The following is a 24756-nucleotide window of genomic DNA, read 5'->3' as shown; positions in this document are numbered from 1 at the left end:
CGGGTTGGAGTTGCTCTGGCTCCCCGAGGGACCGGCCGGGCGGTGAACAGTCGAGGGGCCCCGCGTTCCAAGCGGGTGCCGTTCTGGGGCAGGCTTGGGGGCATGGCGTTGGAACGGGTCCGGTCCTGGTGGCGGGGCGAGACGGCACAGCCCCTGCGTCCCCTGGTGGAATGGCTGGGTCGCTACCCCCTGCTGGTGGTGCTCCAGTTGCTGCCGGTCTGCATCGTCTGGGGTGGTTTCGAGTCGCTGGGGTTGCCGCGCCTCTTCTTCCATGACGTGCCCCGGGTGACGTTCGTCGCGGCCTTCATGGCGGCGATGTTGTTGGGGCAGCTGTGCTTCGTCGGCTACCTGCTGGACGCGGACGAGGAGTGGGCCCTGGCGCCCCGGCGAGGCAAGCCGGGTGGGGTGCCGCCCACCGTCCGCTGGTACCTCTTCCGCACCGGTACCTATCCCGCCTGGCTGGTGGTGCTCAGCATTCCGTGCCTCATCGACCGGCACTTCGCCTTCCTCTTCGGCGTCCTGGCCGCGCTGTGCGTCACGCTGCTGTTCACGCGCGGCGCCGAGTGGCTGCAGCACTGGTGCGAGTCGGACCGGCAGCGCCACCCCTGGCTGCGGTGGATTGAAGAGACGTTCTTCCGCCGGCGCTCGACGCTCATCGTCGTGCTGCACGTGTTGCAGGGCGGGCTGCTGGCGTTCTTCCTGCTGGGCTACCTGATGGTGGCCGCGCACGTGGCCTTCTCGGGCAACGCCGGGTGGGTGTCGCCGGCCGTGGTCATCTGCGTGGCGATCGGCCTGTGCGGCGCCCTCTACGGGGCCCTCCGCTTCTTCTTCCCCGAGCGGCACATGGGCGCGCTCCTCCTCTCGGGCGTCCTGGTGGTGTTCACCGGGCGGGGCTGCGCGGACGTCTCCTATTACGATGAGCTGTCCCTGCCCCAGCCGCCCGCGTACGCGGGAACGAGCCTCGCCTCCCCCCGGGACGCGGGGCTGCTGGGGGACACCGAAGTGCTCGACGCGTGGTTGGCGCGGATGCGCGCGGAGCCGCCTCCTGGCGTGGTGTGGCCCACCCAGGGCGAGGTGCGGCTCGCCTCGGGGCAGGCGGTGCCGCGCTGCGAGCCGGGGCCGAGGCCTCGGCTGGCCCTGGTGGCGACGAGTGGCGGTGGCATCCGCGCCGCGGCGTGGACGGCGCACGTGCTCTCCCGGCTGCAGGGCCCCGAGGGGGTGCCGGGCTTCCACCGCTACGTGCGCCTCGTCACCGGGGCCTCGGGCGGCATGGTGGGGGCGGGCACCTGGGTGGCGGGGCTCCACCCCGGCGGCATGGCGGACCCGGGCGTGCTGCCCACGATGGTGCAGCAGGACAGCCTGTCCTCGGCGGCCATCGCGCTGCTGCTGCCCTTCGGCGAGAGCCGCGGCCGCGCCCTGGAGAACGCCTGGGTGCGGCACACGGACGGCCTCATGGGGCGCACCTTCGGGGACCTGCGTCCGGGCGAGGCCGAGGGCTGGCTGCCCTCGCTGGTGTACTCGCCGATGCTGGTGGAGGACGGGCGGCGGCTGCTGGTGAGCAACCTGGACCTGTCGGCGCTGACATCCTCGGAGGCGAGCTCGCTGGTGGTGGAGCGCAACGGCGATGGGCCCCACGCGCAGGCGCAGTCCCGGCTGTCGCTCTCGGGGGTGCAGCTCTTCCAGCTCTTCCCCCTCAAGCAGCGGGCCTTCCAGGTGGCGGCCGCGGCGCGGATGAGCGCGTCCTTCCCCTACATGAGCCCCGCGAGCGCGCTGCCCACCTCGCCGAGCGTGCGCGTGGTGGACGCGGGCTACTACGACAACTACGGGGTGGACCTGGCGGTGCAGTGGCTGCACGCCCATCGCGAGTGGGTGCGCGAGTGCACCTCGGGGGTGGTGCTCATCCAGATTCGAGATCACCTGGGCAACGGCCGGCGCACCAAGCTGCAGACGGCGGGCGCCGACGGGCTGATGGGCGGGCTCACCTCACCCCTGGAGGCGGTGCTGCGGGCGCGCGAGTCCAGCATGTCCTTCCGCAACGACGCGCTGCTGAGCCTGGTGCAGGACGAGCTGAACGTGGGCGAGCCGTGCTTCTTCACCACCGCCATCTTCGAGCTCGGCGAGACGGCCCCGCTGAGCTGGGCCCTGACGGATCACGACGTGGCGAGGCTGGAGCACGCGGCGGGCAGCCCCGCGCTCCGAGCCCGGGTGGACGCGGTGCGCGAGTGGCTCACCGCGGGCCCCGAGGCACAGCAGCGGGCCCGCGAGCGCGGCCTGTGTCCCGGTGGACGCGAGCTGTAGCCCTCAGACGCCGGGAATGATGGGGCGCAGCGCCGCGGCGAACTCCTCCTCGCCCGGGTACACGGGGTGGCGCACCCACGTGCGTGCCTCCACCCCGCCGCGCAGCAGCTGCGTGCCCGTCTCGTGCTCCAACGTCCACTCCGGCACGTCCCCCACCAGGTACTCCACACCCCAGGGTGAGGCGCACTCTTCCCAGTCCTCTTGTGGGAGGTTTCCCCACGGGTAGCGACGCCCGTCGGTGCCACGGGCCGCCATCTCCCACTCATCCGCACTTGGGAGGCGGATGTGCGCATTCTCAATCCGTGAGAGATCCTCGCACAGCCGCTCGGCCTCCTTGAAGGAGCCGAGCCACACCTGCTCGTGGTCAAGCGCGACACGGGTGGGTTGTGGGTTACCCACCCACTTCGCCAGAGGTCGATCCACGGGGACCTGGGCCACGAAGAAGCCCGGGGAGGTGACGCGGCGCACGGGGTTGGCGCCCAGCAGGTGCTCCACGGGGGCAATCCACCGCAGCGGCAGCCCGGAGCGCTCCAGGAAGAAGCGGCCGTCCTGCTGCACCACGCCCGGCGGCAGCTGCCGGGGCATCTTCCCCATGGACAGGGGGGTGGTGAGCGAGTGCAGCAGCAGCGAGGCGGGGTCCGCCACCTCCAGCTCCCCGGCCAGCAGCCGCCACAGCGGCTTGAGCGGATCCCTCCCCGGGAGGCTGTCCCCTGGGTGCCGGCGCTCCTGGAGGTAGCGGATGACCCCCTGCCAGAGCGCCTCGAGGAAACGGCGCTCGCGCGGCTCATCCACCTCCTGCAGCAGGGAGGGGAGGTCCGAGGACTGGAGGGTGGGCAGCACGTCGCGCGCCCGCAGCCGCGCGGCCGCCAGCACCGCCGTCATCCTCACCTCCAGGTCCGAGTCCTTCAGGGCCGCGCGCAGCACCTCGTCGAAGCGGGGGTTGGGGCCCTGCTCCAGCATCAGCCAGCGCAGCGCCTGCCGCCGCTCCTCGAGCGAGGACAGCCCCCGGGACACCACCGTGTTCTCCCGGGGCTCGCCCGCATCATTGGAGGGGCCTGGGTATAGCCGGACCCCCAGCTCCTGCACCGCGGCCAGGCCCCGGCCGACGAGCGATTGCACCCGCAGGACGTAGGGACCGATGACCAGCTCGTCCTCGGACTTCAGCACGCAGGGGTGCGCCACCGGACGGCCGTTGAGCCAGGTTCCGTTCTTCGAGCCTTCATCCAGCACGATGGCTCCTCCCTCGATAGCGACCAGTCTGCAGTGGGTCCGCGAGACGCTCCCGTTGTCGAGCACGAGGTCGTTCGTGGGGTCCCTCCCGATAGCGATTTCGCGCGAAGCCAGGGTGCCCGTCGTCATGTTGCCTTCTCCGATGAGCCCGACAGTGATGTTGAACACGCGTGCTCCTCTGGGTGGGAGGGCCGGTTCAGCTCCCGGCATTCTCCGAATCTTCAAGCACACCGCGTGCCAACCACGGGTTTTTACGGGGTACCCCGTACATCCGGGCATTTCGGGGCCCGGCCGCGCCCCTATACCGCGAGTTCACCGGCGAGTGCCTGTCAAAACTGCTATCAATCGTGACAGTGCGGTCACGGATGCCGCACGTGGGAGCGCCCATGACGACCGGTGACGACGAGTCGCCCCCCACCCCGGGCCGGCCCTCGCGCAGCAGGACCTACCAGGCCGTGCCCTCGACGAGTCCGTTTGGCCCGGAGCCGGAGCTGGACACGCGCAACGAGCGGTTGATGCGCGAGCCCCGGGAGGCCGTCGTGGAGGCGGCGCGGGGTTGGGAGGCACCGTACCGGGAGCCCAAGGCCCTGCGGGTGCAGCGCGAGGGCATCGAGGACCTGACGGTGCCGCTGTACCCGGACCGCTCGTACGTCTTCGGGCGGGCACCCGAGTCCACCGTCGTCTTCCCGCATGACGCGGTGTCGCGGCAGCACGGGCGGCTGTCGTTCCGCGAGGATCAGCGCTGGGTGTACCGGGAGCTCAACTCGAAGAATGGGAGCTACCTGGGGCGCGCGGAGGCGCAGGGCCCGGTGGATGCCCGCCTGCACTTCCAGCGGGTGGGCCCCTCTCGGGACCAGATCCTCGAGGCCGGGGACGTGGTGCTGCTGGGCAACGGCAAGAGCCGCATCACCCTGCTGGCGGAAGTGCCACCGGGCGCGGTGGCCGCCCCTCGTGCGGGCAAGGAGGTGTCTTCCGTCACGGTGCAGCTGGAGCGCTCCATCGAGCGCTGTGCGCGCCACCACCTGCCGGTGTTCCTGCTGGGCAAGTCGGGCACGGGCAAGACGTTCATCGCGCGGGAGATCCACACCCGCAGCGGAGTGGAGGGCAACTTCGTCATCCTCAACTGCGGCCGGCTGCCGCAGGACACCAACGCGCTCACCAGCGAGCTGCTCGGGCACGTGAAGGGCGCGTACACCGGCGCCTCGATTGCCCGGGTGGGCAAGCTCTACAGCGCCAACGGGGGCACGCTCTTCCTGGACGAGGTGGAGTTCCTCTCCAGCGTCGCGCAGGACTTCCTCGTGGACGTGCTGGAGGGCACCGGCAGCCTGGCGCCGCTGGGCGCCCCCGCGGACTTCCGCGAGCCCCCGCCCCGCTTCCGGCTCATCTCCGCCTCCAAGGTGCCGCTGCGGCAGACGGCGCTGCGGCCGGACCTCACGCAGCGGCTCGCGACGGGAGACTTCATCATCCTCCCCACGCTGGAGGAGCGGCACGAGGACATCCCCCACCTGGTGGAGGTGTTCCTGCACCGGCTCAAGGTGGAGCAGCAGTACGACGCCGAGCTCACCCGGGAGGCCATCGCCTTCTTGCAGAAGGCGCGCTGGCCGGGGCAGATCCGCGAGCTGGAGTCGACGGTGCGGACGGTGGTGGCCCGCGAGGCGGCGCAGCAGGAGCTGGAGGGACTGGCGCGCCACCGGACGCTCGTCACGCTGGAGTCGGTGCGCACCTACCTGGAGCAGCGGGAGCTGGGCTTCGGCGCCCCGGCCTCCGAGCCGGAACCGCGGGGAACGCGGCCCTCGGAGGAGGTGACCGTGGCCGTGCGCAAGCGCCCGAGTGACTTGACGGGCGAGGACATCCGGCGCGCGCTGGAGAAGCACGAGGGCAACAAGACCCGGGCCTCCGTGGAGCTGCGCGTCGCGCTCAACACCCTCAAGGCGCGGATGAAGGCTCTCGGTATTGAGTGACGAAGCGGGGCAGCCGCACGGGCAGCCGCGCGAGGTGGGCCCGGTCCAGGTAGGGGCCCTGGCGCTCGGGCCCGGCCTCGGGGAGCGGCTCCGGGTGCAGGTGGGTCCTCCCCGTGGTGCAGCGTCCGACGAGGGACTGCACGCGCAGCACATAGTGGCCGATGACGAGCTCGTCGTTGAAGGTGAGGAACGTGGGATGGGTGAGGGGCTCTCCATTGAGCCAGGTGCCGTTGCTCGAGCCCTCGTCCATCACGAGGGCCCCGCCTTCGACGGCCACCAGTCGGCAGTGCAGACGCGAGACGAGCTCGTCGTCGAGCACCAGCTCGTTCTCCGCCGCGCGGCCGATGCTGACCTCGCGCGAGGCCAGGGTCCCCGTCTGCTTGCCACTCTTTCCGATACGCCCGACAGTGATGACGAACATGTGTGCTCCCGGTGGCGAGGATGGCCCCTTCCAAAGCACGGCCCGTGCCGGGAGCCACGCGGGGGAGACGCCGAGTCGTTTCAGGGAGTTAGGCCCGGCCGCTGCGTGCGACAGGGGGACCTGTCAGTATCGACTCGTCAAAGCTGCCATCAGGGCTGATGGTGGTCAGCGCGAAGGGGGAGCGGCATGACGACCCGTGAGAGGCCAGGCGAGGAGCAGGGCGGGGAGGCGCAGGAGGAGGCGCAGGGCGGAGCGCTGAATGGCCCATCGCTGGAGAAGACGAGCATCTCCATCCAAGCGTACACGGATGCCGCGCCCCGCTGGACGCCCGACCTGACCACCACGAGTGACGGCCGGCTGAGGACGTTGGACGAGCCGGCACCCGGGCAGCAGGAGGTGGCGGAGGCGCTGTACCGCGAGCCCCGGGCGCTGCGGGTGCAGCGCGAGGGCATCGAGGATCTGATCGTCCCGCTGTACCCGGACCGCTCGTATGTCTTTGGGCGGGCGCCCGAGTCCACGGTGGTGTTCCCGCATGACGCGGTGTCGCGGCAGCACGGGCGGCTGTCGTTCCGGGAGGATCACCGGTGGGTGTACCGGGATCTCAACTCGCGCAACCACAGCTTCCTGGGCCGGAGCGACGTGGAGGTGGAGGGAGACGAGCGCCGGCACTTCCAGGAGATCCGGGCGTCGAGGGACCAGGTGCTGGAGGCGGGTGACGTCATCCTGCTGGGCAACAACCGCAGCCGCATCACGCTGCTGGAGGAGGTGCCGCACGGACTGGTGGCGGGCGCGCGCTCCCAGCAGTCGGGGTCGCCCGAGACGGCCCGGCTCGAGCGGTCCATCAACGTCTGTGCGCGGCACCAGCTCCCGGTGTTCCTGCTGGGCAAGTCGGGCACGGGGAAGACGTACATCGCGCGGGAGATCCACAGCCGCGGCCGGCTCGAGGGCAACTTCGTCATCCTCAACTGCGGGCGGCTGCCGCAGGACACCAACGCGCTCACCAGCGAGCTGCTCGGGCACGTGAAGGGCGCGTTCACGGATGCGTCCTATGCGCGGGTGGGCAAGCTCTACAGCGCCAACCGGGGCACGCTCTTCCTGGACGAGGTGGAGTTCCTGCCACGCATCGCGCAGGACTTCCTCGTGGACGTGCTGGAGGGCACCGGTAACTTCGCGCCGCTGGGCGCCCCCGCGGACTTCCGCGAGCCACCGCCCCGCTTCCGGCTCATCTCCGCCTCGAAGGTGGCGCTCCAGCAGACGGGGCTGCGGCCGGACCTCACGCAGCGGCTCGCCACGGGGGACGTCATCATCCTCCCCACGCTGGAGGAGCGGCGCGAGGACATCCCGAATCTGGTGGAGGCCTTCCTGCACCGGCTCAAGGTGGAGCAGCAGTACGACGCCGAGCTCACCAGCGATGCCATCGCCTATCTGCAGAAGGCGAGCTGGCCGGGGCAGATCCGCGAGCTGGAGTCGACGGTGCGGACGGTGGTGGCCCGCGAGGTGGCGCTCCAGTCGCTCGAAGGCATCGAGCACCGGCGGACCGTCATCACGCTGGAGGCGGTGAAGGCCTATCTGCTCCAGCGGCAGGTGGGCTTCGAGGGCCAGGGTCCCGCTCCCGCGCCCCGGTTGACCCAGGAGATGCCCACGGTCGTGCGCAAGCGGCCCGCGGACCTGTCCGAGGAGGACATCCGAAGTGCGCTGGCGAAGCACGAGGGCAACAAGACCCGGGCGGCCCAGGACCTGGGCATCGCCGTCAACACGCTCAAGGCTCGGATGAAGGCGTTCGGTATCGAGTGAGGTGCGCGGGCGCGGCCCCTGCGAACAAGCACTGACAACCGCGGCCATTTCCCCTCGCCCTCCGGGAGAGGGACGGGGTGAGGGTATCGGGTGAACCCGGGTTGAACCCCCTGCCTCCACTGCGGGCCACGGGTTGAAGAACGGGCCCGGGCACCCTCACCCCCGCCCTCTCCCGAGGGGAGAGGGAGTTTCGGTTAGCGCACCACCACGCGGTCCCGTCCCGCCTGCTTCGCCTGGACGCACGCCGCCTCCGCAGCCTCCAGCAGGTTGCCGTAGGGCTCTCCGGGCCGCAGCCCCGCGACGCCCACCGACACCGTGAGGCGGAAGCCGCCCGCCGCCGAGCGGAAGCGCCTCTCCCGGAGCCGGCCCCGCAGTCCCTCCGCCAGCCTCACGCCCATGTCCGGTGTCACCGCGTAGAGGCTCGCCGCGAAGGCATCCCCCTCCATCCGGCCAATGGGCCCGCGCCCGTCCAGCTCCGCCGCGAGCTCGTCCACCAGCCCGCTCAGCGCCACGTCCATCGCCTCGCGCCCGTGCGCGTCGTTGCCCTCCTGCGTCTCGTCCGCGTCCACCCAGAGGATGGTCAGGGGCATCCGCGCCAGGGTCGCGTCCGAGACCGCCTTGGCCAGCAGGGACTCGAAGTGGGGGCGCAGGTACGCCCCCGTCAGGGGACAGACGTGGGGGGCGTGTTTGGAGGACACTGGGAAGACCCTGGATTCAGCTCGCCTTGCGCGAGGCCGCCTTCGTCTTCGCGTGTGCCTTGTCGAAACCCTCGTAGAAGCGCACCGCGTGGTCTCCCACCTTCTGGACGTGCTGGTTGTTCAGGTAGGCCGTCACCGGCGCCGCCACGAAGGGCATCGCCCGCCCCAGCGTCTGCAGGCCCCCCTTCTTCAACAGCACCTCGGCCACCTTCCCCAGCACCCGCGGCCCCGAGCGCTGAACCGGACCCACTCCCGTCGTGTACCCGTACAGGTCCAACAGCTCGTTGCGCGCCCGCTCGCTCTTCAGGTTCACCTTGTACAGCGTGGCCACGTCCACCAGCAGCGTGAGCTGCAGCCACGCCATCACCGTCAGGTCCGCCGGCAGCCCCAGCAGCCCGAAGGCGCCGAACACCCCGCCCGTCATGCTCGCCACGTGCTTCTTCTCGTCGATGATGCGCTGCGCGCGCTCGCGCACGCCCGCCGACGGGTAGCGCTGCTCCAGCTCCAGCACCCGCTTGCGCGCCCTCGGCACTTCCTGCTGCACCAGGTCCGCCAGCTTCGTGTCCGCCAGCTTCTTCAACTCCGCCGGCGTGAGCTGCTTCACCTTGTCCGCGATGGGGTCATAGAAGGCCATCCGTGTCTCCTCCCCTCAGTAACCCCGCTCGGCGAGGTATAGGTCCACCAACGCGCCCTCTTCGTACCAGGCGTGACGCATCTCCGCGTTGAACCAACGCGAGTCCGGCTTCGCCGTCCGCACCTCGAGCTTCACCCGGTTGGGCGCCGTGTCGATGACCGCCGCCCGCGCCTTGCAGCCCGAGCCCGGCTCGTCCCCGAAGCCCCCCTCCAGGCACACCTCGTCGCCCACCGACAGCCGGCGCGTGTACTCGGTGGCCAGGTACTTCGCCTCGTCACAGTTGCCCCGCACCGACGAGCGGCCGTGCTGCGCGCACCGGTCCTGCTGCGGCGAGCGCACCAGTGGCACCGCCCCCACGAGCGGATCCTCGTCGTTGGGGTTGGGCCGGAAGGCTTCCTTGTCGGTGATACAGCCCGCCAGCACCAGCAGCAGGCCTCCGCATGCCCAGGTCCACTTCATCGCTTGCTCGCCTCCGGGGCGGCGGACCGCCCGTGATGGACGCACGAGCATGGCAAGCCCGCGCCGGAGCGTAAAGCGGTGGTGTGCGCCGAGCGTCCGGCGCCGTTCAGGCGATGCGGCGCGCCGGGCCCGGAATCTCCTCCGACCGCCCAGGCACGATGCGGTTCTTCTCGTCCACGAAGACGACCGTGGGCTTCCAGTTGCGCGCCTCGTGCTCCTCCACCTCGGCGAAGGTGGCCAGGATGACCAGGTCCCCCGGCTTGTTGAGGTGCGCCGCGGCGCCGTTGATGCAGATGACGCCGCTGCCCGGCTCGCCCTCCAGCGCGTACGTCTCCAGCCGGGTGCCCCGCGTCACGTTCCACACCGCCACCTTCTCGAAGGGGAGGATGTCGGCGGCGCGCAGCAGATTGCTGTCGATGGTGACCGAGCCCTCATAATCCAGATCGGCCTGGGTGACGGTCGCGCGGTGGATTTTCGACTTGAAGATGATTCGGCGCATGGAGGGGCCCGGAAGAATGCCGCGCAACCGTAACGGCTGATGCGCCGGGGGACAACCTTCAATGGCTCGTCCGCCCGGCTGGCCCCTTGCCCTCCCCCGCTAACGCCGGAAATTCAGGAGTTGGGAGACGTCCAGGGGCACGTTCTGGCCGCCCGACACCAGCTTGCCGTCCCACTTCACCTGGGCATTGCCGCCCGAGCGCAGGGCGCTGGCCGCGCTGGCGGCGCTCAGGAAGTTGATGGTGAGGGGCAGGGTGAGCTGCTTGGTGCCACCGGGCTCCAGCAGGCCCAGGTCGCCCGTGTTGAGGTTGCCCACACTGGCGCCGGCCACCTTGAGGGCCCCCGCGATGCCGGCCACCGGGAGCGGGAAGCTGTTGCGGTTCTTCACGGTGATGGGGAACTCCACCGTGGCGCCCTGCAGGGTGACGTTGGCGATGCGGGGGGACTCGAACTGCACCTGGGGAATCTTGGGGACCTCGAAGACGCCCTCGTGCTCCAGGGGGAACTTCAGCACGCCCAGGGGCGTCTGGATGCCGATGCTGCCCTGCGCCTTGTAGCGGGCGCTGTCCTTGTTGAGGAACGTCGTCACCACGGGGGCGATGTCCGCGAACTTCACGTTGGCGGGGAAGACGAGCTCGGACTTGCCCTTGGCGGCGATGTTGAGGCCCTTGGGCGGGGTGCCGGCCACCACCTGCTTGTCCTCGACGAAGAAGGCGTAGTCGATGGAGGCCAGCGAGAGTCCCAGGGGGTTGGGGTTGTCGAGCTGGTAGACGAGGTCCACGGTGGCGTCGGAGAGCGAGGCCTTGGACAGCCGCGCCGACTTGAAGGTGAGGCGCGGCTTCTGGAAGGCGTTCTTCAGCATCTTCTGCATCGAGGCGCAGCCAGCGAGCAGGACGAGGCCGAGGGTGGCGAGCAGGAGGAGGGGTCGGTTCTTCAGGGTCATGGTCATGAGCTTGTCAGCGGACGCGCGGGCAGCCGAGCAATTCAAACCGGCTCGTGGAGCGGGCCGCCACCCGAGGGGGACATGCACGGGGCCCGGGAGGGGTGGTAAGTCTGGCGCGGTGAGAACGCACACCCGATTTTCCCGGTTCCTCCCCGCCGTCCTGTGTGCCTTGCTGGCGCTCCCCGCCTGTACGCGGAGTGCGGGTGCGGAGCCCGGGCGCAAGCTGGCGCTCAAGCCCTGCCGGCTGGAGGGCATGGGACGGCAGGCCCTGTGTGGCACCCACGAGGTGTGGGAGGACCGCGCGGCGAAGAAGGGCCGCAAGGTGCCGCTGAAGGTGGTGGTGGTGCCGGCGCTCGCGGCCGAGCCGGAGCCGGATCCCCTGGTGCTGCTGGCCGGTGGCCCCGGACAGGGCGCCGCGAAGCTGGCCGGCCACATGGTGCCCGTGCTGGAGCGCATCCAGCGCACCCGGGATCTGGTCTTCGTGGACCAGCGCGGGACCGGAGACTCGAAGCCGCTCGATTGTGAGCCGGTGCCTCCCGACGCGCCGCTGGCCAAACAGTTCGACACCACCTTCCACGAGGCGGACTTCCGCGCGTGCCTGGCGGGCTACGACGCGGACGTGCGGCTGTACACCACGCCCATCGCCATGGATGACCTGGACGAGGTGCGCGAGGCGCTGGGCTACCAGAAGCTCAACCTGTACGGCGTCTCCTACGGCACGCGAGCCGCGCTGGTGTACCTGCGCCAGCACCCGGAGCGCGTGCGCTCGGTCATCCTCGAGGGCGTGGCGCCCATGTCGCTGCTGCTGCCCCTCTACGTCGCGCGCGACAGCCAGCGCGCCCTGGACCTGCTCTTCACCCACTGCGAGCAGGACGCGCAGTGCGCCAAGCGCTACCCGGACCTGCGGGGCCGCTTCGACGCGCTGTTGACGCAGCTGCAGCAGGCCCCGGTGCACACGAAGGTGGAGCACCCCCTCACCGGCGTGCCCGAGGACCTCACGCTCAGCCGGGAGGCCTTCACCGGGGTGCTGCGTGGGCTGCTCTACATGCCCGAGGCGGCGTCGCTGGTGCCGCTGGTGCTGGACCGGGCCACCCAGGGCGATTGGCGGCCGCTCGTCGCCATCCACCACGGCCTGAGCAGTGGCATGACGGGCAACCTCAGCCAGGGCATGTTCCTCTCGGTGGTGTGCGCGGAGGACGCGCCCCACATGCCGCCCGAGGCCATCACTCGCGAGGCCAAGGGCACGTGGATGGGCGAGGCGGGGGTGCGCAACATGCTGCTGCCCTGCGCCTTCTGGCCGAAGGGCGAGCTGCCCAAGGACTACCGCGAGCCGGTGAAGTCGGACGTGCCGGTGCTGCTGCTCTCCGGAGAGTTGGATCCCGTGACGCCGCCCTCGTGGGCCGACGACGCGAAGAAGACGCTGACGCACAGCCTGCACGTGACGCTGCCCGGCGTGGGGCACGGGACGAGCTCCATCGGGTGCGCGCGCGCGCTGATGGCGGACTTCGTGACCCGCGGCAGCGTGGAGGGGCTCGAGTCCAAGTGCGGCGAGGGCCTCAAGCGTCCCCCCTTCTTCACCTCTTTCGCTGGCCCGGTGCCCTGACATGATCGAAGTGACGAACCTGCACAAGCGCTTCGGCGCGGTGACGGCGGTGGAGGACGTGAGCTTCCGCGCGGAGGACGGCGTGGTGACGGGACTGCTCGGGCCCAACGGCGCGGGCAAGACGACCACGCTGCGGATGCTCTACACGCTCATCCGCCCGGACAAGGGCAGCGCGAAGGTGGACGGGCTGGAGGTGGCCACGCAGGCGCTGGAGGTGCGCCGCTGCATCGGCGTGCTGCCGGACGCGCGCGGCCTCTACCCGCGCCTGACGGCCCGCGAGCACATCCACTACGCCGGTGAGCTGCATGGCCTGTCGGGCAGTGCGCTGGACAAGCGCATTGGCGAGCTGGTGGAGCTGCTGGACATGAAGGAGATAGAGCACCGGCGCACCGAGGGCTTCAGCCAGGGCGAGCGCATGAAGGTGGCGCTGGCGCGGGCGCTGGTGCACGGGCCGCGCAACGTGCTGCTGGACGAGCCCACCAACGGGCTGGACGTGATGAGCACGCGCGCGGTGCGCACGCTCATCCGCCGGCTGCGCGAGCAGGGGCACTGCGTGGTGTTCTCCAGCCACGTGATGCAGGAAGTGGCGGCGCTGTGCGACCGCATCGTGGTGGTGGCGAGGGGACGGGTGGTGGCGGAGGGCACCCCGGACGAGCTGCGCGCGCGCACGGGGAAGGACAGCCTGGAGGAGGCTTTCGTGACGGTCATCGGCAGTGACCAGGGGTTGATGCAGTGAGGGCGCTCCTGACAGCGGTGTTCCGCAAGGAGATGAAGGACCATCTGCGCGACCGGCGCTCGGTGACGAGCGTGCTGGGCGGCTCGCTGCTGGGTCCCATCCTCTTCGCGGTGATGTTCACGGTGGTGGCCTCGTGGAACCGGCAGGACAAGCCGTTGGAGCTGCCCGTGGTGGGGCGGGCCCACGCGCCGAGCCTGATGGCCTTCCTGGAGCGCTACGGCGTGCAGCTGTCCGACGCTCCGCCGGACTACGAGGCGCGCATCCAGGCGGGCACGCTGGACGCGGTGCTCATCGTCCCCGAGGACTACGGGAAGGAGTTCTCGGCGGGCCGCTCGGCGAAGGTGCAGCTGGTGATGGACAACTCGCGCAACAAGGCGCGCTTCACCATCCGGCGGGCGCAGTCGCTGCTGAGCCAGTACGCGGGAGTGCTGGGCACGCAGCGGCTGATGGCGCGCGGGGTGGCGCCGGAGCTGGCCTCGCCGGTGCGGGTGGAGGAGGTGGACCTGGCCACGCCGGAGCGGCTGGCGGCGAGCATCCTCAACATGATTCCCATCTTCCTGGTCATCGCCTGCTTCGCGGGCGGGTTGAACGTGGCCATCGACACCATGGCGGGCGAGCGGGAGCGTGGCTCGCTGGAGCCGCTGCTGCTCAACCCGGTGCAGCGCGGGGCGCTGGTGGTGGGCAAGTGGCTGGCCACCACGGTGTTCTCCTGCGCCATGGTGGTGGTGGTGGCGGTGGCGTTCGTGCTGGTGGCCAAGCGGGTGCCGCTGCAGGACCTGGGCGTGAAGGTGAGCCTGGACGCAGTGGCGGCCGTGGGGATGATCGGCGCGGTACTGCCCCTGGCGCTGCTGGCCTCCGCCATGCAGATGCTGGTGGCCACCTTCGCGCGCTCCTTCAAGGAGGCGCAGACCTACCTGCAGCTGTTGATGATGCTGCCGATGGTCCCGGGAATGATGCTGGCGCTCTCTCCCATCCAGAGCCAGACGTGGATGTACATGGTGCCGGTGCTGGGCCAGGAGCTGCTGGTGTCGGAGCTGATGCGCGGCGAGCCGTTGGGCGTGCTGCCGTTCGTGCTGAGCACGGTGGGCTGCGTGGCGCTGGCGGCGGTGTGCCTGGCGGCGATCTCCCGGCTGTTGAGCGACGAGAAGATCGTCTTCGGCCGCTCCTGAGCCGCCACCCCTCTCGATGAAAAAACAGTCGCCAGCGGGCGGTGCGCTGCCCACTGGCGACTGGATCCGGGGGCGGGTGTCTGGGGTTACTCCACGACGGTGAGCTTGGCGAGGAGGACGGGGAAGCCACCGCCGCCTCCGCAGCCACGGCCGGTGATGGGGCCCTTGATGGGCATCAGACCACCGCGAATCGTCGTCTTGATCTTCATGTGTTTTGCTCCTTGGGGTGGGACTTCGTTCACAAAGTAAGAGGTGGTCGGAGTCGCTTGTGATTCGGGTTGTTTTTCGAATTATTTCCTCAGGCTCCGAGGGGTGAGCAGCGCGTGGCATCCGCCGTGTTCTCGATGGCGATGCCCAGCTCATACCGGAGCACCTCCATCAAGTAGGGCAATGCGCCGTGGGTGCCCGTGCGCAGGCGGTGATGCAGTGAGAGCTCCGCGCCGGTGAGCTTCCGCGCCGGGTGGGGCCGCTGGAGCAACGCATTGACCTGGCGCTGGACACCTTCCAGAGCACGAAGCACCGGACGCTCGATGGCCAGGAACTCGGCCGTGGCATCCGCCACGGTGTCGAGGACATCTCGCAGGGTCCTCGAGGGAGAGTCCGCGCGCGAGCGGAGCAGCTCCCGGAGCCGCAGGCGGGTCTCCCCATCCACCTCGTCCCGCGCGGGGGTGAATACGTCCCGCAGGCGAACCAGCGCGTCCTCCCGGAAGCCCCTCATGCCGCGCTGGGCCCGGTCGAACATCTCGATGTAACGGGCCTCGGCCCAGTCCCGCTGGGTGGCCTGCTCCAGGCGGGTGGGCAGGATGCGCTCCCAATCCCGCTCGATGCGCTCGCGCAGCCGGCTCAGCAGGCTCCCCGGCTCCTCCTCCACCTGGAGCAGCGCTTCGCGAATCACCTCATAGGCGCGGCACATGTAGCTCCAGAGATTGAACTGGAGGCTGTAGAGCTGGAGGCCGAGCAGCCCGTAATCCACCGCCGCGGGGACGTCGGCGTACCACTCCGGCACGGTGGGGGGCCCTCCCGTCACGGGCTTGCCGTCCATCAGCGTCGCGAAGAGCTCCTCCACCATGGGCTGAGGTCCGGCGCAGACGCCGCGGCCCGAGACGAAGAAGTTGCCATGCTCGACGAGGCGGTACAGCTCGGCCGGCGTGATGGGCGTGTCGTACGGCATGGGCTGCTCCGGGAGGAAGAGCAGGTAGGCGAGGACCATCCGCACGCCGTCCGTCACCCGGAAGATGGAGGACAGCACGGGCTCCAACGCCCCGTTGGGGACGGGCGCGTTCCCGCGCATCAGCAACAGGGTCGGCAGGGCCAGCACGTCGCAGGCCAGGGCATGGAGATCTCCCATCCGCCAGCGCCCGTCCGGGAGGGGGGAGTAGCGGTGCAGGAACTCCTCACGCACCGCGAGCAGCCCCTGCATCATGGGCTTCCAATAACGCGTCATCGCCTTGAGCGCCGTCATGTTCATCAGCGCTTCGTTGCGATAGCGGCTGCCTGGGTACTGGCACATCCGCCACTCCGTCGGAATCTTCATGCGCATGGCGTCGGGGAAGACGTTCATCTCCCCCACATGACGTCCCTCCGCATCCAGCGCCGGGTGGGCGATGCGATGGACCGGGAGCACCGTCTCGAGGAAGCCCAGCTCCAACGGCCGTCCCGTCAATCGCTCCATGACGCGGGCACAATCCGGGTTCCACCACAGCGGCTCGGTGGGCGCTTCCCGCTGGGCCTCCGCCTCCATCAACCGCCGATGAAAGTCACTCTCGGTGGGAGGCTTCTGGGGGGGCTCGCGCGTGAGGAACTCCTCGGCCAACAAGGCCTCGAGCAGCCGTTTCACGCGCTCCCATTCGTAGGCCTCACCCATGCTCCACGTCGTGGCGCTGCCCGCCATGAACTGGTCCTGCTCGAGCAGCGTCTCCCCAAAGGAGAACAGGTCCGGCTCATCGAACGACACCTCATTGAAGCCGAAGTGGATGAGCAACTCCTTGTTGCCCTCGGCGTTGGTGACGTACTCGCTCACGAAGCGGCGCCGCAGGGGCACGTACAGCACCTCGTGCGGATCCAGCGGCACGGCTTCCTGACTCGCTTCATCCAGCTGGGGATCCAGCGACTCGGCTTCCTGATTCATGCGGGAGCTCCTGGGAGCAGGCCCGGGAGGTTCACGCACGCAGGGGCTGCTCCAGACGAGGGTGGACTTCTGCGGGACTGAGCACGCGGCGGGGCCCTTGTGATGCGAGCCACTCGCGCGGTGCCCGCCTGCCGGACGAGCCGGCTGCGCCCTCCAGCGCGAGGGCCTTCCTCACGAAGGCCGGCGGACGTGCTCCATCCCCGCGGTGCCGGGCTCGCCGGGCATCTCCATCCAGCCCGAGGGGGGCGCGTATGAGGGTCCTCCCTGGAGTCCTCCATGAAGGTTGAAGGCCTGTTCCCACGCACGTGGCGCGCGCTGCTCCGCCGGCGGGGGCGGCCGGTGCTCTGGCTGCTGCCGGTGGGGCTGATCGCGGTCTGGGGGCTCTGGTTCCTCCAGGCGCGGGTCACCGTCTACGAGCGCAGCGTGCAGGCGCGGCTGGAGGTCCATCGCGAGGTGTATGCGATTGATGCCCCCGTGGAAGGGCGGGTGGTGGGGACCCAGGTGGAGCTTCACCGCTCCGTGCATGCGGGGGATGTGCTCGTCGAACTGGAGCATGACCAGGAGGCGCGGCAGGTGGCGGAGGCGGAGGCCCTGCTCCAGGGGCTGGGGCCCCAGTTGGAGGCCGCGCGCGCGGAGCTCGAGGCCGAGCAGCTGGCCCTGGTGGAGCAGAAGGGGCAGGGGGCGGCGGGCGTGGAGGAGGCGCGGGCCCGGCTCACCGATGCCGAGGCGGTGGCTCGCCGCGCCCAGAAGGAGGCGGCCAGCTTCGAGCAGCTGTGGAAACGGGGGGTGGTGAGCGAGATGGAGTGGAGCCGGGTCCGCACGGAGCTGGAGCGCTCCCAGGCGGCCGAGCAGGCCGCGCGTGCCTCCCTGACGCGGGTGAGATCCGAGGGAACGATGCAGTCCACCGACCGGCGCACCCGCCTCGCCGCGCTGCGAGGCGAGATTGCCCGGCTGGAGTCGGAGGAGCGGGTCGCTCGCGCCAGCCTGGAGCGCCTGCGCGAGGAGCTGGAGCGCCGGGTCGTGCGAGCACCGGCGGATGGCGTCCTCGGCGAGACGAGCTCCGTGCGGGTGGGCACGCGGCTCGCGGCTGGAGCTCCCATCGCGACGGTGGTCGCGGGTGGACCCGTGCGCGTCGTCGCGCAATTCACCCCGGAGGCACTGGGGCGCATTCGCGCGGGCCAGCCGGCTCGCATGCGGCTGGAGGGCTTCTCCTGGACGGAGTTCGGCATGCTCGAGGCCACGGTGGTGGCGGTGGCGAGCGAGGCACGTGAGGGCCTGGTGCGCGTCGAGCTGTCGGTGGATGCGCTGCCACCGGGCATCCCGCTCGAGCATGGGCTGCCGGGCACCATCGACATCGAGGTGGGGCGGGCCACGCCGATGCGGCTCGTGCTCCGCACCCTGGGGCAGGGGCTCGATGGTCCCGCCCAGGCGCCGCCGCCGAAGGGCAGGAGCTAGTCCATGGCGCGTGCTCCCCGGCTCTTCATCCCGGAGGTCATCCAGACCTCGGCCATGGACTGCGGCCCGGCGGCCCTCAAGGCCCTGCTCGGCGGCTTCGGCGTGCCCGTCAGCTATGGCCGGCTCCGCGAGTCCTGCCAGACCGACGTCGATGGCACCTCCATCGATACGCTCGAGGAGCTGGCCGTCAGGCTGGGGCTGGACGCCGAGCAGTCCATGCTCCCGAAGGATCAGCTGCTCCTCGATGAGACCCGTGCGCTGCCGGCCCTCGTGGTGGTGAGCCTCGGCAACGGCAACCTGCACTTCGTGGTGCTCTGGAAGCGGTGGGGCCACCTCGTGCAAGTCATGGATCCAGCGGTGGGGCGGCGGTGGGTACCGGTGGACGCGCTGCGCGATCAGCTCTTCGTGCACGCCATGCCCGTGTCCGCCGAGGCCTTCCGCGAATGGGCCGGGACGGAGGAGTTTCTCGCGGGCCTGCGCCACCGGCTGTCCTCGCTCGCTGGCGCGCCCGTCTCGGAGCGGCTGATCTCCGAGGCCCTCGGGGACTCCACCTGGAAGAGCCTGGCCTGCCTGGATGCGACGGCGCGGCTGGTCCGGACGCTCGTGGATGGCGGCGGCCTCCAGCGGAGCGAGACCGCGGGGTTCCTCGAGCGGCTCCTGCGCGAAGTGCGCTCGGCCCTGGAGGAGGGGCGAGCCGAGCAGCTCGTCCCCCTCTCCTACTGGACGGCGGTGGGCAAGCCGGACACCGAGCAGCTCACCTTGCGCGGCGCCGTGTGCGTCAAGGCCCGGGGCCTGCGCGAAGAGCGCGGAGAGGATGAGCCGCCGTTGTCGCCGGAGCTCCAGGCCGCCTTGCGCGAAGCTCCCACGCGCCCGCTGCGAGAGCTGGTGGGCTTGTTGCGCCGGGATGGGGTGCTCACGCCCGCCGTGCTCGCCGCCGTGGGAGTGACCGCGGCCGTGGGCGGCTTCCTGGAGGCCCTGCTCCTGCGCGGGGTCATCGACGCGGGACGCTATCTCACGACCTCGGGGCAGCGGCTCGCTGGCGTCGTGACGCTGCTCGCCCTGCTGGGGGTGCTGCTCATGCTCGAGCTGCCCCTCGCGCTCGGGACGCTCCAGCTGGGCCGGCGGCTGGAGCTTCGTCTCCGGCTCGCGTTCCTCGACAAGATTCCCCGCCTGGGCGATCGCTACTTCCGCAGCCGGCTCGTCTCGGACATGGCACAGCGCTGCCATGGCATCCACCAGGTGCGCACCGTGCCAACCCTCGCGGTGTCGCTGCTGCGCGCTTCCGCCGAGCTGCTCGTGACGCTCGCGGGGTTGCTGTGGTTGGCCCCGGGCAGCGCGCCCTGGATTCTCCTGGCGGGTGCTCTGCCGCTCGCCATCCCCCTGCTCGCGCAGCGCTCGTTGCTCGATGCCGATCGGCGGATGCGGGACTTCGACGGGGTGCTCTCGGGCTTCTACCTGGATGCACTGCGCGGGGCCGTGGCGCTCCGGGCGCACCGGGCCGGGCCCACGCTCCGCCGGGCCCAGGAGGAGCCGCTGCACGAGTTCGTCTCCGCGGCCCGCACCCTGCTGCACCGTGGCATCACCGCCGAGACGCTCGCCTCGTTCGCGGCCACCGGTGGCGCCGTGGCGATCGTCCTGCACGCGCTCTCGCGAGGGCTCCAGCCCGGCGCCGTCCTGCTGCTCGTCTACTGGGCGCTCGCCCTGGTGACGCTGGGCCGGCAGATCGCCGAGGGCCTGCGCCAGTACCCCGCCGCGTCGTCACTCACGGGCCGCATGATGGAGCCGCTGCTCGCTCCCGACGAGGTGGACAAGTCCGTCGCGCTGAGCGGCCCGCCAAGGCCGGCGGAGGCTGCTCGAGGCGTGGCCTTCTCGCTGCGTCAGGTGGACGTGAAGGCCGCGGGTCATACGCTGCTGAGAGGGATTGATGTGTCGGTCCGGCCCGGGGAGCACGTCGCCATCGTGGGGGCCTCGGGGGCGGGTAAATCGTCGCTGGTGGGACTCCTGCTGGGCTGGCACCGGGCGGCCAGCGGGCACGTCGAGGTGGATGGCGAGCCGCTGGAGGGCGCGGCCCTGTGGCGGCTGAGACGGGAGACGGCGTGGGTGGAGCCGGAGGTGTCGCTCTGGAACAAGCCGCTGGTGGACAACCTCTCGTATGGCGCCGACGCGGGCGAGGTGCTGCCGCGGGTAGGGCAGGCGCTGCACCAAGCTGACCTCATCGAGCTGCTCGACAAGCTGCCCGAGGGACTCCAGACCCGGCTGGGCGAGGGTGGCGGTCTGCTGTCAGGCGGTGAGGGGCAGCGGGTACGGCTGGCCCGGGCGCTGCTCCGGCCCGGGGTGCGGCTGGCCATCTTCGACGAGCCCTTCCGAGGACTGGAGCGGGACCGCCGCACGGCGCTGCTGGAGCGGGCCCGGCGGAGCTTCGAGGGCGCCACGCTGCTCTGCATCATGCACGACATCGCCGAGACGCTCTCGTTCGACCGGGTCCTGGTCATCGACGGAGGACAGCTGGTCGAGGACGGTGCCCCCCGGGAGCTCGCGGCGCGCGAGGACTCGCACTACCGCGCCCTGCTGGAGGAAGAGGCGGAGATGCGGCGGGCGCTGTCCGGGCGGGAGGGCTGGAGGCGGCTCGTCCTGGCCGAGGGCGTGCTCACCGAGCGGCGTGGGGAGGAAGGGTGATGCGCATGGCGGGTGACCTGGAGGCGGTGGCGTGGCCGCTGGAGCGCGCGGGCGAGGCCATGGAGGCGTTGGCGCGAGCGGCACGGTTGCCGCTGCCCAATCCGCTCCCGGTCCTCTCGCGCACGGTCCCAGCCGAAGAGAGCCGAGTGGGGGAGTGGCTGGACGCGGCCGCCCAGGCGCTGGGGCTCGAGCTGCAGCCGCACTACACGCGCCACGGCGAGGTGGAGGGGGCTCTGCGCCGCGCGGCCCCGGCGCTCGTGGAGCTGACGAGCGCTCGGGGGGCGTCGGTGATCGTGCTGCTCCGCCTGTCCTCCTCGGGACGGACCGCGCGGGTCATCGCCCCAGACGAGACGCTGCACGAGGTTCCGCTCTCCACGCTGACCGCCGCCGCGCAGGCGCGTGTCGAGTGGTTCCTCGGGCCCGGGGTAGATCGCGTCCTGGCGCGGACCGGACTGCCGGAGCCCCAGCGGCCCCTGGCCCGGCGGGCGTTGCTCGGGGCGCAGCTCTCCAACATCTACCTCTTCGCCGCGCGCACGCTCCGGTTGCCACCGGGAGCCCGCATGCTCCACCACCTGCGGGCGCTGCGGGCCGGACGGCGGCTGCTCCTGCTCCTCCTGCTGACGGCCGCCATCCAGGTGTGTGTGCTCTCCGGCTGGTGGTTGATCGGACGGGGCGCGTTCGAGGGGCAGCTGGACTCCGGATGGCTCTGGGCCTGGGCCCTCATGGGGTTGACGATGGTGCCGCTCCAGGCGGTGCTGGCCTGGGCGCAGGGGACGCTGACGATGGAGCTCTCCGCGCTGCTGCGCCGGCAACTGCTCGCGGGAGCGCTCGCGCTGCCGGTGGACGAGACCCGCCGCGGTGGAATGGGCGAGTTCGTCGGGAGGACCTTCGAGAGCGCGGGCATGGAACAGCTGGCGTTGACGGGAGGCTTCGCCAGTCTCCTGGCGGTGGTGGACGTGGTGCTGGCGGCGAGCGTGATGGTGACGGGGCCCGCGGGCGGGTACGGGCTGGTGGCACTGGGCGGCTTCTGCGGCCTGCTGGCGGTGCTCGTCGCGCGCCAGTCGCTGCGCTTCCAGCGGTGGACGGAGGCGCGGGTCGCCATGACGCATGCCCTCATCGAGCGCATGCTCGGCCACCGGACGCGGCTCGCCCAGGAGCAGCCGGAGAAATGGCACGAAGCGGAGGACCAGGAGCTGGCCCACTACGCCGAGGTCTCCGAGCGGCTGGATGGTGCGATGGCGCGGCTGTCGGCGCTCGCCCGGCGGGGACTCCTCCCGGTGGCCCTCCTCGCGACACTCCCCGCCGTGCTCGCGGGCGCCCCGACCGCGAGGATCGCCGTGGGCGTGGGGGCCGCGCTGATGGCGGCACGAGCCGTGGGGGCGTTGTCTGTCGGAGTCCTGTCGCTCTCGGGTGCGCGCGTGCTGTTCCGCAATGTGCGTCCCATCCTGGAGGCCGCCCGGCGCTCCAGTTCCACGGCCATGGGCGGGGCGGCTTCTCCCCTGGTGCCCGAGGCGGCTCCACCGAAGACGCAGGCCCTGCTCGAGGTGAGAGACCTCGTCTTCAAGCATACGGGGGCTCCCCGGGCGGTGATCGAGCGGGCCTCGCTGGCCGTGCGCGCCGGGGAGCGCGTGCTGCTCGAGGGACCCTCCGGCTCGGGCAAATCCACGTTCGCTTCCATCCTGACGGGGCTGCGCGGCCAGGGCTCGGGGTTGTTGCTGCTGGGAGGTCTGGACATGGCCACCTGGACGAGGGACGGGTGGGGCGCGCAGATCGCCAGTGCCCCCCAGTTCCACGAGAACCACGTGGTGTCCGGCTCGCTGGCCATGAACCTGTTGCTGGGACGGGCCTGGCCTCCCACCCCCGACGACCTGAGCAGCGCGAGGGCACTCTGCGAGGAGCTCGGGCTGGGCGAGCTGCTGGCCCGGATGCCCTCCGGGTTGATGCAGCTGGTGGGAGAGCGCGGTTGGCAGCTCTCGCATGGGGAGCAGAGCCGGGTCTTCGTGGCCCGGGCGCTGCTGCAGCGGGCGCGCGTGGTGGTGCTCGACGAGGCCTTCGGTGCGTTGGACCCCATGACCCTGCGCAAGGTGATGGCGTGTGTGGAGGCCCGGGCGTCCACGCTCATCGTCATCGCGCATCCCTGAGGGGAGGGGGGCTTCGCGGGCGATGGGGGAGTTTGCGAAGCTGCTTGGTATCTCCCCCGACACAGGAGCCGCCGTGACCCCGCCGAACCCCGCTTCCTCCGAGCCGTCCATCCGCACCGTGCCCATCGCGTTCCTCGACACCGTGCGGCGCCAGCCCGAGGCCACCGCCGTGCGCTGGAAGGAGGGCGAGGGCTTCGGCTCGTGGACCTGGCGTGAGTACGCGGACAAGGCGGCCCGGATCGCCGCCGGTCTGCGCGAGCTCGGCGTGAAGCGCGGCGACCGCATCCTCCTGATGATGCGCAACCGTCCCGAGTTCCACATCGCCGACATGGGCGCGCTGCTCGCGGGCGCTACCCCGGTGTCCATCTACAACTCCTCCTCTCCCGAGCAGATCGCCTACCTCGCCGGCCACTGTGAGGCGGTGGCGGCGGTGGTCGAGGATGGCGCCTTCCTCTCCCTCGTCCAGCAGGCCCGCGCGTCGCTGCCCCGGCTGCGGCACGTCATCCGGGTCGGCGGCACGGGGGCGGCGCCGCAGGGCGTGCGCGAGCTGTCCGAGCTGCTCTCGTCCCTGCCGCTCGACCTCGAGGAGGCGGCCCGGGCGGTCCAGCCGGGAGAGCTCGCCACCCTCATCTACACCTCGGGCACCACCGGCCAGCCCAAGGGCGTGATGCTCTCGCACCGGAACATCGCCGCGGAGATCGAGTCCCTGTTCCACTTCCTGGGCCGGGACGGAGCGGGCAAGCGCGTCGTCTCGTTCCTGCCCATGGCGCACATCGCCGAGCGCATCGTCACGCACTACCTGCACACCGCCTGGGGCAGCGAGGCCACCTGTTGTCCGGACGCGGCGCAGCTCACCGCCTACCTGGCCAGCGTGCGGCCCACGTTCATGTTCGGGCCTCCGCGCGTCTGGGAGAAGCTCCACGCGGGCATCCGCGCATCGGTGGCGGCGGACCCGGCGAAGGCGGAGCGCTTCGAGAAGGCGCTCACGGTGGGCCGCAAGGTGAGTGAGGCCAAGGCGCTCGGCGTGCCGCTCCCGGCCGAGCTGCGGCAGGCCTGGGAGGCGGTGGACGCGGCCGCGTTCGCGCCGTTGCGCAACAAGCTCGGCCTGGACGCGCTGGAGTTCGCCTTCAGCGGCGCCGCGCCCATCCCGCCGGCGGTCATCCAGTTCTTTCGCGACCTCGGCGTGCCCATGTCCGAGCTGTTCGGCATGAGCGAGGGCACGGGTGCCATGACGTGGGATCCGCACCGCGTGAAGGTGGGAACGGTGGGCCGGCCCATGCCCGGGGTGGAGATGCGCAGGCTCGACGATGGGGAGATCGTCTTCCGCGGGGGCATCATCTTCCCCGGCTACCTGAACGACCCGGAGCGCACCGCCGAGGCGCTCGACGCGGACGGCTGGCTGCACACCGGCGACATCGGGGAGCTCGACGCCGAGGGCTACCTGAAGATCGTGGACCGCAAGAAGGAGCTGATCATCACCGCGGGCGGCAAGAACGTCTCTCCGTCGAACCTGGAGGCGATGATGAAGACGCTGCCGCTGGTGGGGCAGGCGGTCGCCATTGGAGACCGGCGGCCGTACCTGGTGGCGGTGCTCCAGCTCAACCTCGAGGCGGCGCCCGGCTGGGCCAAGGCGCGCGGCCTCGCGGCCACCGACCCGCGCGCGCTGGCGGGGGAGACGGCCGTGCAGCAGGAGCTCGCTCGCGGGCTGGCCGAGCTGAACCGGCGTGTCTCCTCCGTCGAGCAGATCAAGCGCTTCGCCCTGGTGGCCGACGAGTGGCTGCCCGACTCCGACGTGCTCACGCCGACCATGAAGCTCAAGCGGCGCGGTGTCAGCACCCGCTACGCCGGAGTCATCGAGCAGCTCTACGCGGGCGGCGGCATCCCGGTAGAGTGAGCGTCCGGTCCCCGGCCG

The 24756-nt window shown here is 71.0% G+C and carries 19 protein-coding genes; 10 read left to right on the top strand and 9 right to left on the bottom strand.

The window, feature by feature from the left end; all coding sequences use genetic code 11:
• Positions 1-102: 102 nt before the first annotated feature.
• Positions 103-2298 carry a hypothetical protein gene (locus tag NR798_RS42875; RefSeq protein WP_375768387.1) on the top strand — a complete coding sequence of 732 codons (2196 nt, stop codon included), beginning with the start codon at positions 103-105 and terminating at the stop codon, positions 2296-2298.
• 3 nt (positions 2299-2301) lie between these two features.
• Here NR798_RS42875 and NR798_RS42870 read toward each other — a convergent pair whose 3' ends face one another.
• The gene (locus tag NR798_RS42870; protein ID WP_375768386.1) at positions 2302-3696 is read right to left on the bottom strand and encodes an FHA domain-containing protein; all 1395 of its coding nucleotides are present in this window, start codon (positions 3694-3696) and stop codon (positions 2302-2304) included.
• A 218-nt stretch (positions 3697-3914) separates the two neighbouring features.
• Here NR798_RS42870 and NR798_RS42865 point away from each other — a divergent pair, with 218 nt between their 5' ends.
• Positions 3915-5489, top strand: a complete 1575-nt coding sequence (locus NR798_RS42865; protein WP_375768385.1) for a sigma-54-dependent Fis family transcriptional regulator — start codon at positions 3915-3917, stop codon at positions 5487-5489.
• On the opposite strand, the gene NR798_RS42860 is transcribed toward NR798_RS42865, so the two are convergent.
• A complete protein-coding gene (locus NR798_RS42860; RefSeq protein WP_375768384.1) occupies positions 5455-5910 on the bottom strand; it encodes an FHA domain-containing protein in 456 nt (151 codons plus the stop codon). The two genes, NR798_RS42865 and NR798_RS42860, sit on opposite strands and share 35 nt — an antisense overlap.
• A gap of 186 nt (positions 5911-6096) precedes the next feature.
• On the opposite strand from NR798_RS42860, the gene NR798_RS42855 reads away from it, so the two are divergent.
• The gene (locus NR798_RS42855; protein WP_375768383.1) at positions 6097-7704 is read left to right on the top strand and encodes a sigma-54-dependent Fis family transcriptional regulator; all 1608 of its coding nucleotides are present in this window, start codon (positions 6097-6099) and stop codon (positions 7702-7704) included.
• Positions 7705-7898: 194 nt separating this feature from the next.
• Here NR798_RS42855 and NR798_RS42850 read toward each other — a convergent pair whose 3' ends face one another.
• The 5 genes from NR798_RS42850 to NR798_RS42830 form a co-directional block, all read right to left on the bottom strand.
• Positions 7899-8402, bottom strand: a complete 504-nt coding sequence (locus NR798_RS42850) for a GGDEF domain-containing protein (RefSeq protein ID WP_375768382.1) — start codon at positions 8400-8402, stop codon at positions 7899-7901.
• A gap of 16 nt (positions 8403-8418) precedes the next feature.
• Complete coding sequence (locus NR798_RS42845; RefSeq protein WP_375768381.1) at positions 8419-9036, bottom strand: EcsC family protein; 618 nt, start codon at positions 9034-9036, stop codon at positions 8419-8421.
• A 15-nt stretch (positions 9037-9051) separates the two neighbouring features.
• Complete coding sequence (locus NR798_RS42840; RefSeq protein WP_375768380.1) at positions 9052-9495, bottom strand: hypothetical protein; 444 nt, start codon at positions 9493-9495, stop codon at positions 9052-9054.
• A gap of 106 nt (positions 9496-9601) precedes the next feature.
• Positions 9602-9994, bottom strand: coding sequence for an aspartate 1-decarboxylase (gene panD / locus NR798_RS42835; protein WP_375768379.1), 393 nt, complete (start codon positions 9992-9994; stop codon positions 9602-9604).
• Positions 9995-10093: 99 nt separating this feature from the next.
• Positions 10094-10936: an LEA type 2 family protein gene (locus tag NR798_RS42830; RefSeq protein ID WP_375768378.1), complete on the bottom strand. Its 843-nt coding sequence runs from the start codon at positions 10934-10936 to the stop codon at positions 10094-10096.
• A 253-nt stretch (positions 10937-11189) separates the two neighbouring features.
• Here NR798_RS42830 and NR798_RS42825 point away from each other — a divergent pair, with 253 nt between their 5' ends.
• Genes NR798_RS42825 through NR798_RS42815 form a run of 3 tightly spaced genes read left to right on the top strand, consistent with a single transcriptional unit; the run spans position 11190 to position 14444 of the window.
• A complete protein-coding gene (locus NR798_RS42825) occupies positions 11190-12539 on the top strand; it encodes an alpha/beta hydrolase (protein ID WP_375768377.1) in 1350 nt (449 codons plus the stop codon).
• Between the two features lies 1 nt (position 12540).
• Positions 12541-13275 carry an ATP-binding cassette domain-containing protein gene (locus tag NR798_RS42820; RefSeq protein WP_375768376.1) on the top strand — a complete coding sequence of 245 codons (735 nt, stop codon included), beginning with the start codon at positions 12541-12543 and terminating at the stop codon, positions 13273-13275.
• Positions 13272-14444, top strand: a complete 1173-nt coding sequence (locus NR798_RS42815; RefSeq protein ID WP_375768375.1) for an ABC transporter permease — start codon at positions 13272-13274, stop codon at positions 14442-14444. Before NR798_RS42820 ends, NR798_RS42815 begins: the two co-directional genes overlap by 4 nt.
• A gap of 86 nt (positions 14445-14530) precedes the next feature.
• Here the strand turns inward: NR798_RS42815 and NR798_RS42810 are convergent, their stop codons facing one another.
• Positions 14531-14653, bottom strand: coding sequence for a hypothetical protein (locus NR798_RS42810; RefSeq protein ID WP_375768374.1), 123 nt, complete (start codon positions 14651-14653; stop codon positions 14531-14533).
• 89 nt (positions 14654-14742) lie between these two features.
• Positions 14743-16572 (bottom strand): hypothetical protein, encoded by a 1830-nt coding sequence (locus NR798_RS42805; RefSeq protein WP_375768373.1) that lies wholly within the window; start codon positions 16570-16572, stop codon positions 14743-14745.
• A 276-nt stretch (positions 16573-16848) separates the two neighbouring features.
• Here NR798_RS42805 and NR798_RS42800 point away from each other — a divergent pair, with 276 nt between their 5' ends.
• The 4 genes from NR798_RS42800 (at position 16849) to NR798_RS42785 (ending at position 24738) form a co-directional block, all read left to right on the top strand.
• Positions 16849-18027 carry an HlyD family secretion protein gene (locus NR798_RS42800; protein ID WP_375768372.1) on the top strand — a complete coding sequence of 393 codons (1179 nt, stop codon included), beginning with the start codon at positions 16849-16851 and terminating at the stop codon, positions 18025-18027.
• 3 nt (positions 18028-18030) lie between these two features.
• Complete coding sequence (locus NR798_RS42795; RefSeq protein ID WP_375768371.1) at positions 18031-20703, top strand: ATP-binding cassette domain-containing protein; 2673 nt, start codon at positions 18031-18033, stop codon at positions 20701-20703.
• Positions 20703-22844 (top strand): ATP-binding cassette domain-containing protein, encoded by a 2142-nt coding sequence (locus NR798_RS42790; protein WP_375768370.1) that lies wholly within the window; start codon positions 20703-20705, stop codon positions 22842-22844. Before NR798_RS42795 ends, NR798_RS42790 begins: the two co-directional genes overlap by 1 nt.
• Positions 22845-22917: 73 nt before the next feature.
• The gene (locus tag NR798_RS42785; RefSeq protein ID WP_375768369.1) at positions 22918-24738 is read left to right on the top strand and encodes an AMP-dependent synthetase/ligase; all 1821 of its coding nucleotides are present in this window, start codon (positions 22918-22920) and stop codon (positions 24736-24738) included.
• Positions 24739-24756 lie beyond the last annotated feature (18 nt).

This window comes from Archangium gephyra (assembly GCF_042230915.1).
Taxonomy (GTDB): domain Bacteria; phylum Myxococcota; class Myxococcia; order Myxococcales; family Myxococcaceae; genus Archangium; species Archangium gephyra_B.
This window is presented reverse-complemented; position numbering and strand designations above follow the sequence as displayed.

Coding starts and splice junctions, on each gene's coding strand:
- NR798_RS42875 (WP_375768387.1), top strand. CDS start 103: ATGGCGTTGGAACGGGTCCGGTCCTGGTGGCGGGGCGAGACGGCACAG.
- NR798_RS42865 (WP_375768385.1), top strand. CDS start 3,915: ATGACGACCGGTGACGACGAGTCGCCCCCCACCCCGGGCCGGCCCTCG.
- NR798_RS42860 (WP_375768384.1), bottom strand. CDS start 5,910: ATGTTCGTCATCACTGTCGGGCGTATCGGAAAGAGTGGCAAGCAGACG.
- NR798_RS42855 (WP_375768383.1), top strand. CDS start 6,097: ATGACGACCCGTGAGAGGCCAGGCGAGGAGCAGGGCGGGGAGGCGCAG.
- NR798_RS42845 (WP_375768381.1), bottom strand. CDS start 9,036: ATGGCCTTCTATGACCCCATCGCGGACAAGGTGAAGCAGCTCACGCCG.
- NR798_RS42840 (WP_375768380.1), bottom strand. CDS start 9,495: ATGAAGTGGACCTGGGCATGCGGAGGCCTGCTGCTGGTGCTGGCGGGC.
- panD (WP_375768379.1), bottom strand. CDS start 9,994: ATGCGCCGAATCATCTTCAAGTCGAAAATCCACCGCGCGACCGTCACC.
- NR798_RS42830 (WP_375768378.1), bottom strand. CDS start 10,936: ATGACCCTGAAGAACCGACCCCTCCTCCTGCTCGCCACCCTCGGCCTC.
- NR798_RS42825 (WP_375768377.1), top strand. CDS start 11,190: ATGGGACGGCAGGCCCTGTGTGGCACCCACGAGGTGTGGGAGGACCGC.
- NR798_RS42820 (WP_375768376.1), top strand. CDS start 12,541: ATGATCGAAGTGACGAACCTGCACAAGCGCTTCGGCGCGGTGACGGCG.
- NR798_RS42810 (WP_375768374.1), bottom strand. CDS start 14,653: ATGAAGATCAAGACGACGATTCGCGGTGGTCTGATGCCCATCAAGGGC.
- NR798_RS42805 (WP_375768373.1), bottom strand. CDS start 16,572: ATGAATCAGGAAGCCGAGTCGCTGGATCCCCAGCTGGATGAAGCGAGT.
- NR798_RS42800 (WP_375768372.1), top strand. CDS start 16,849: ATGAAGGTTGAAGGCCTGTTCCCACGCACGTGGCGCGCGCTGCTCCGC.
- NR798_RS42795 (WP_375768371.1), top strand. CDS start 18,031: ATGGCGCGTGCTCCCCGGCTCTTCATCCCGGAGGTCATCCAGACCTCG.
- NR798_RS42790 (WP_375768370.1), top strand. CDS start 20,703: ATGCGCATGGCGGGTGACCTGGAGGCGGTGGCGTGGCCGCTGGAGCGC.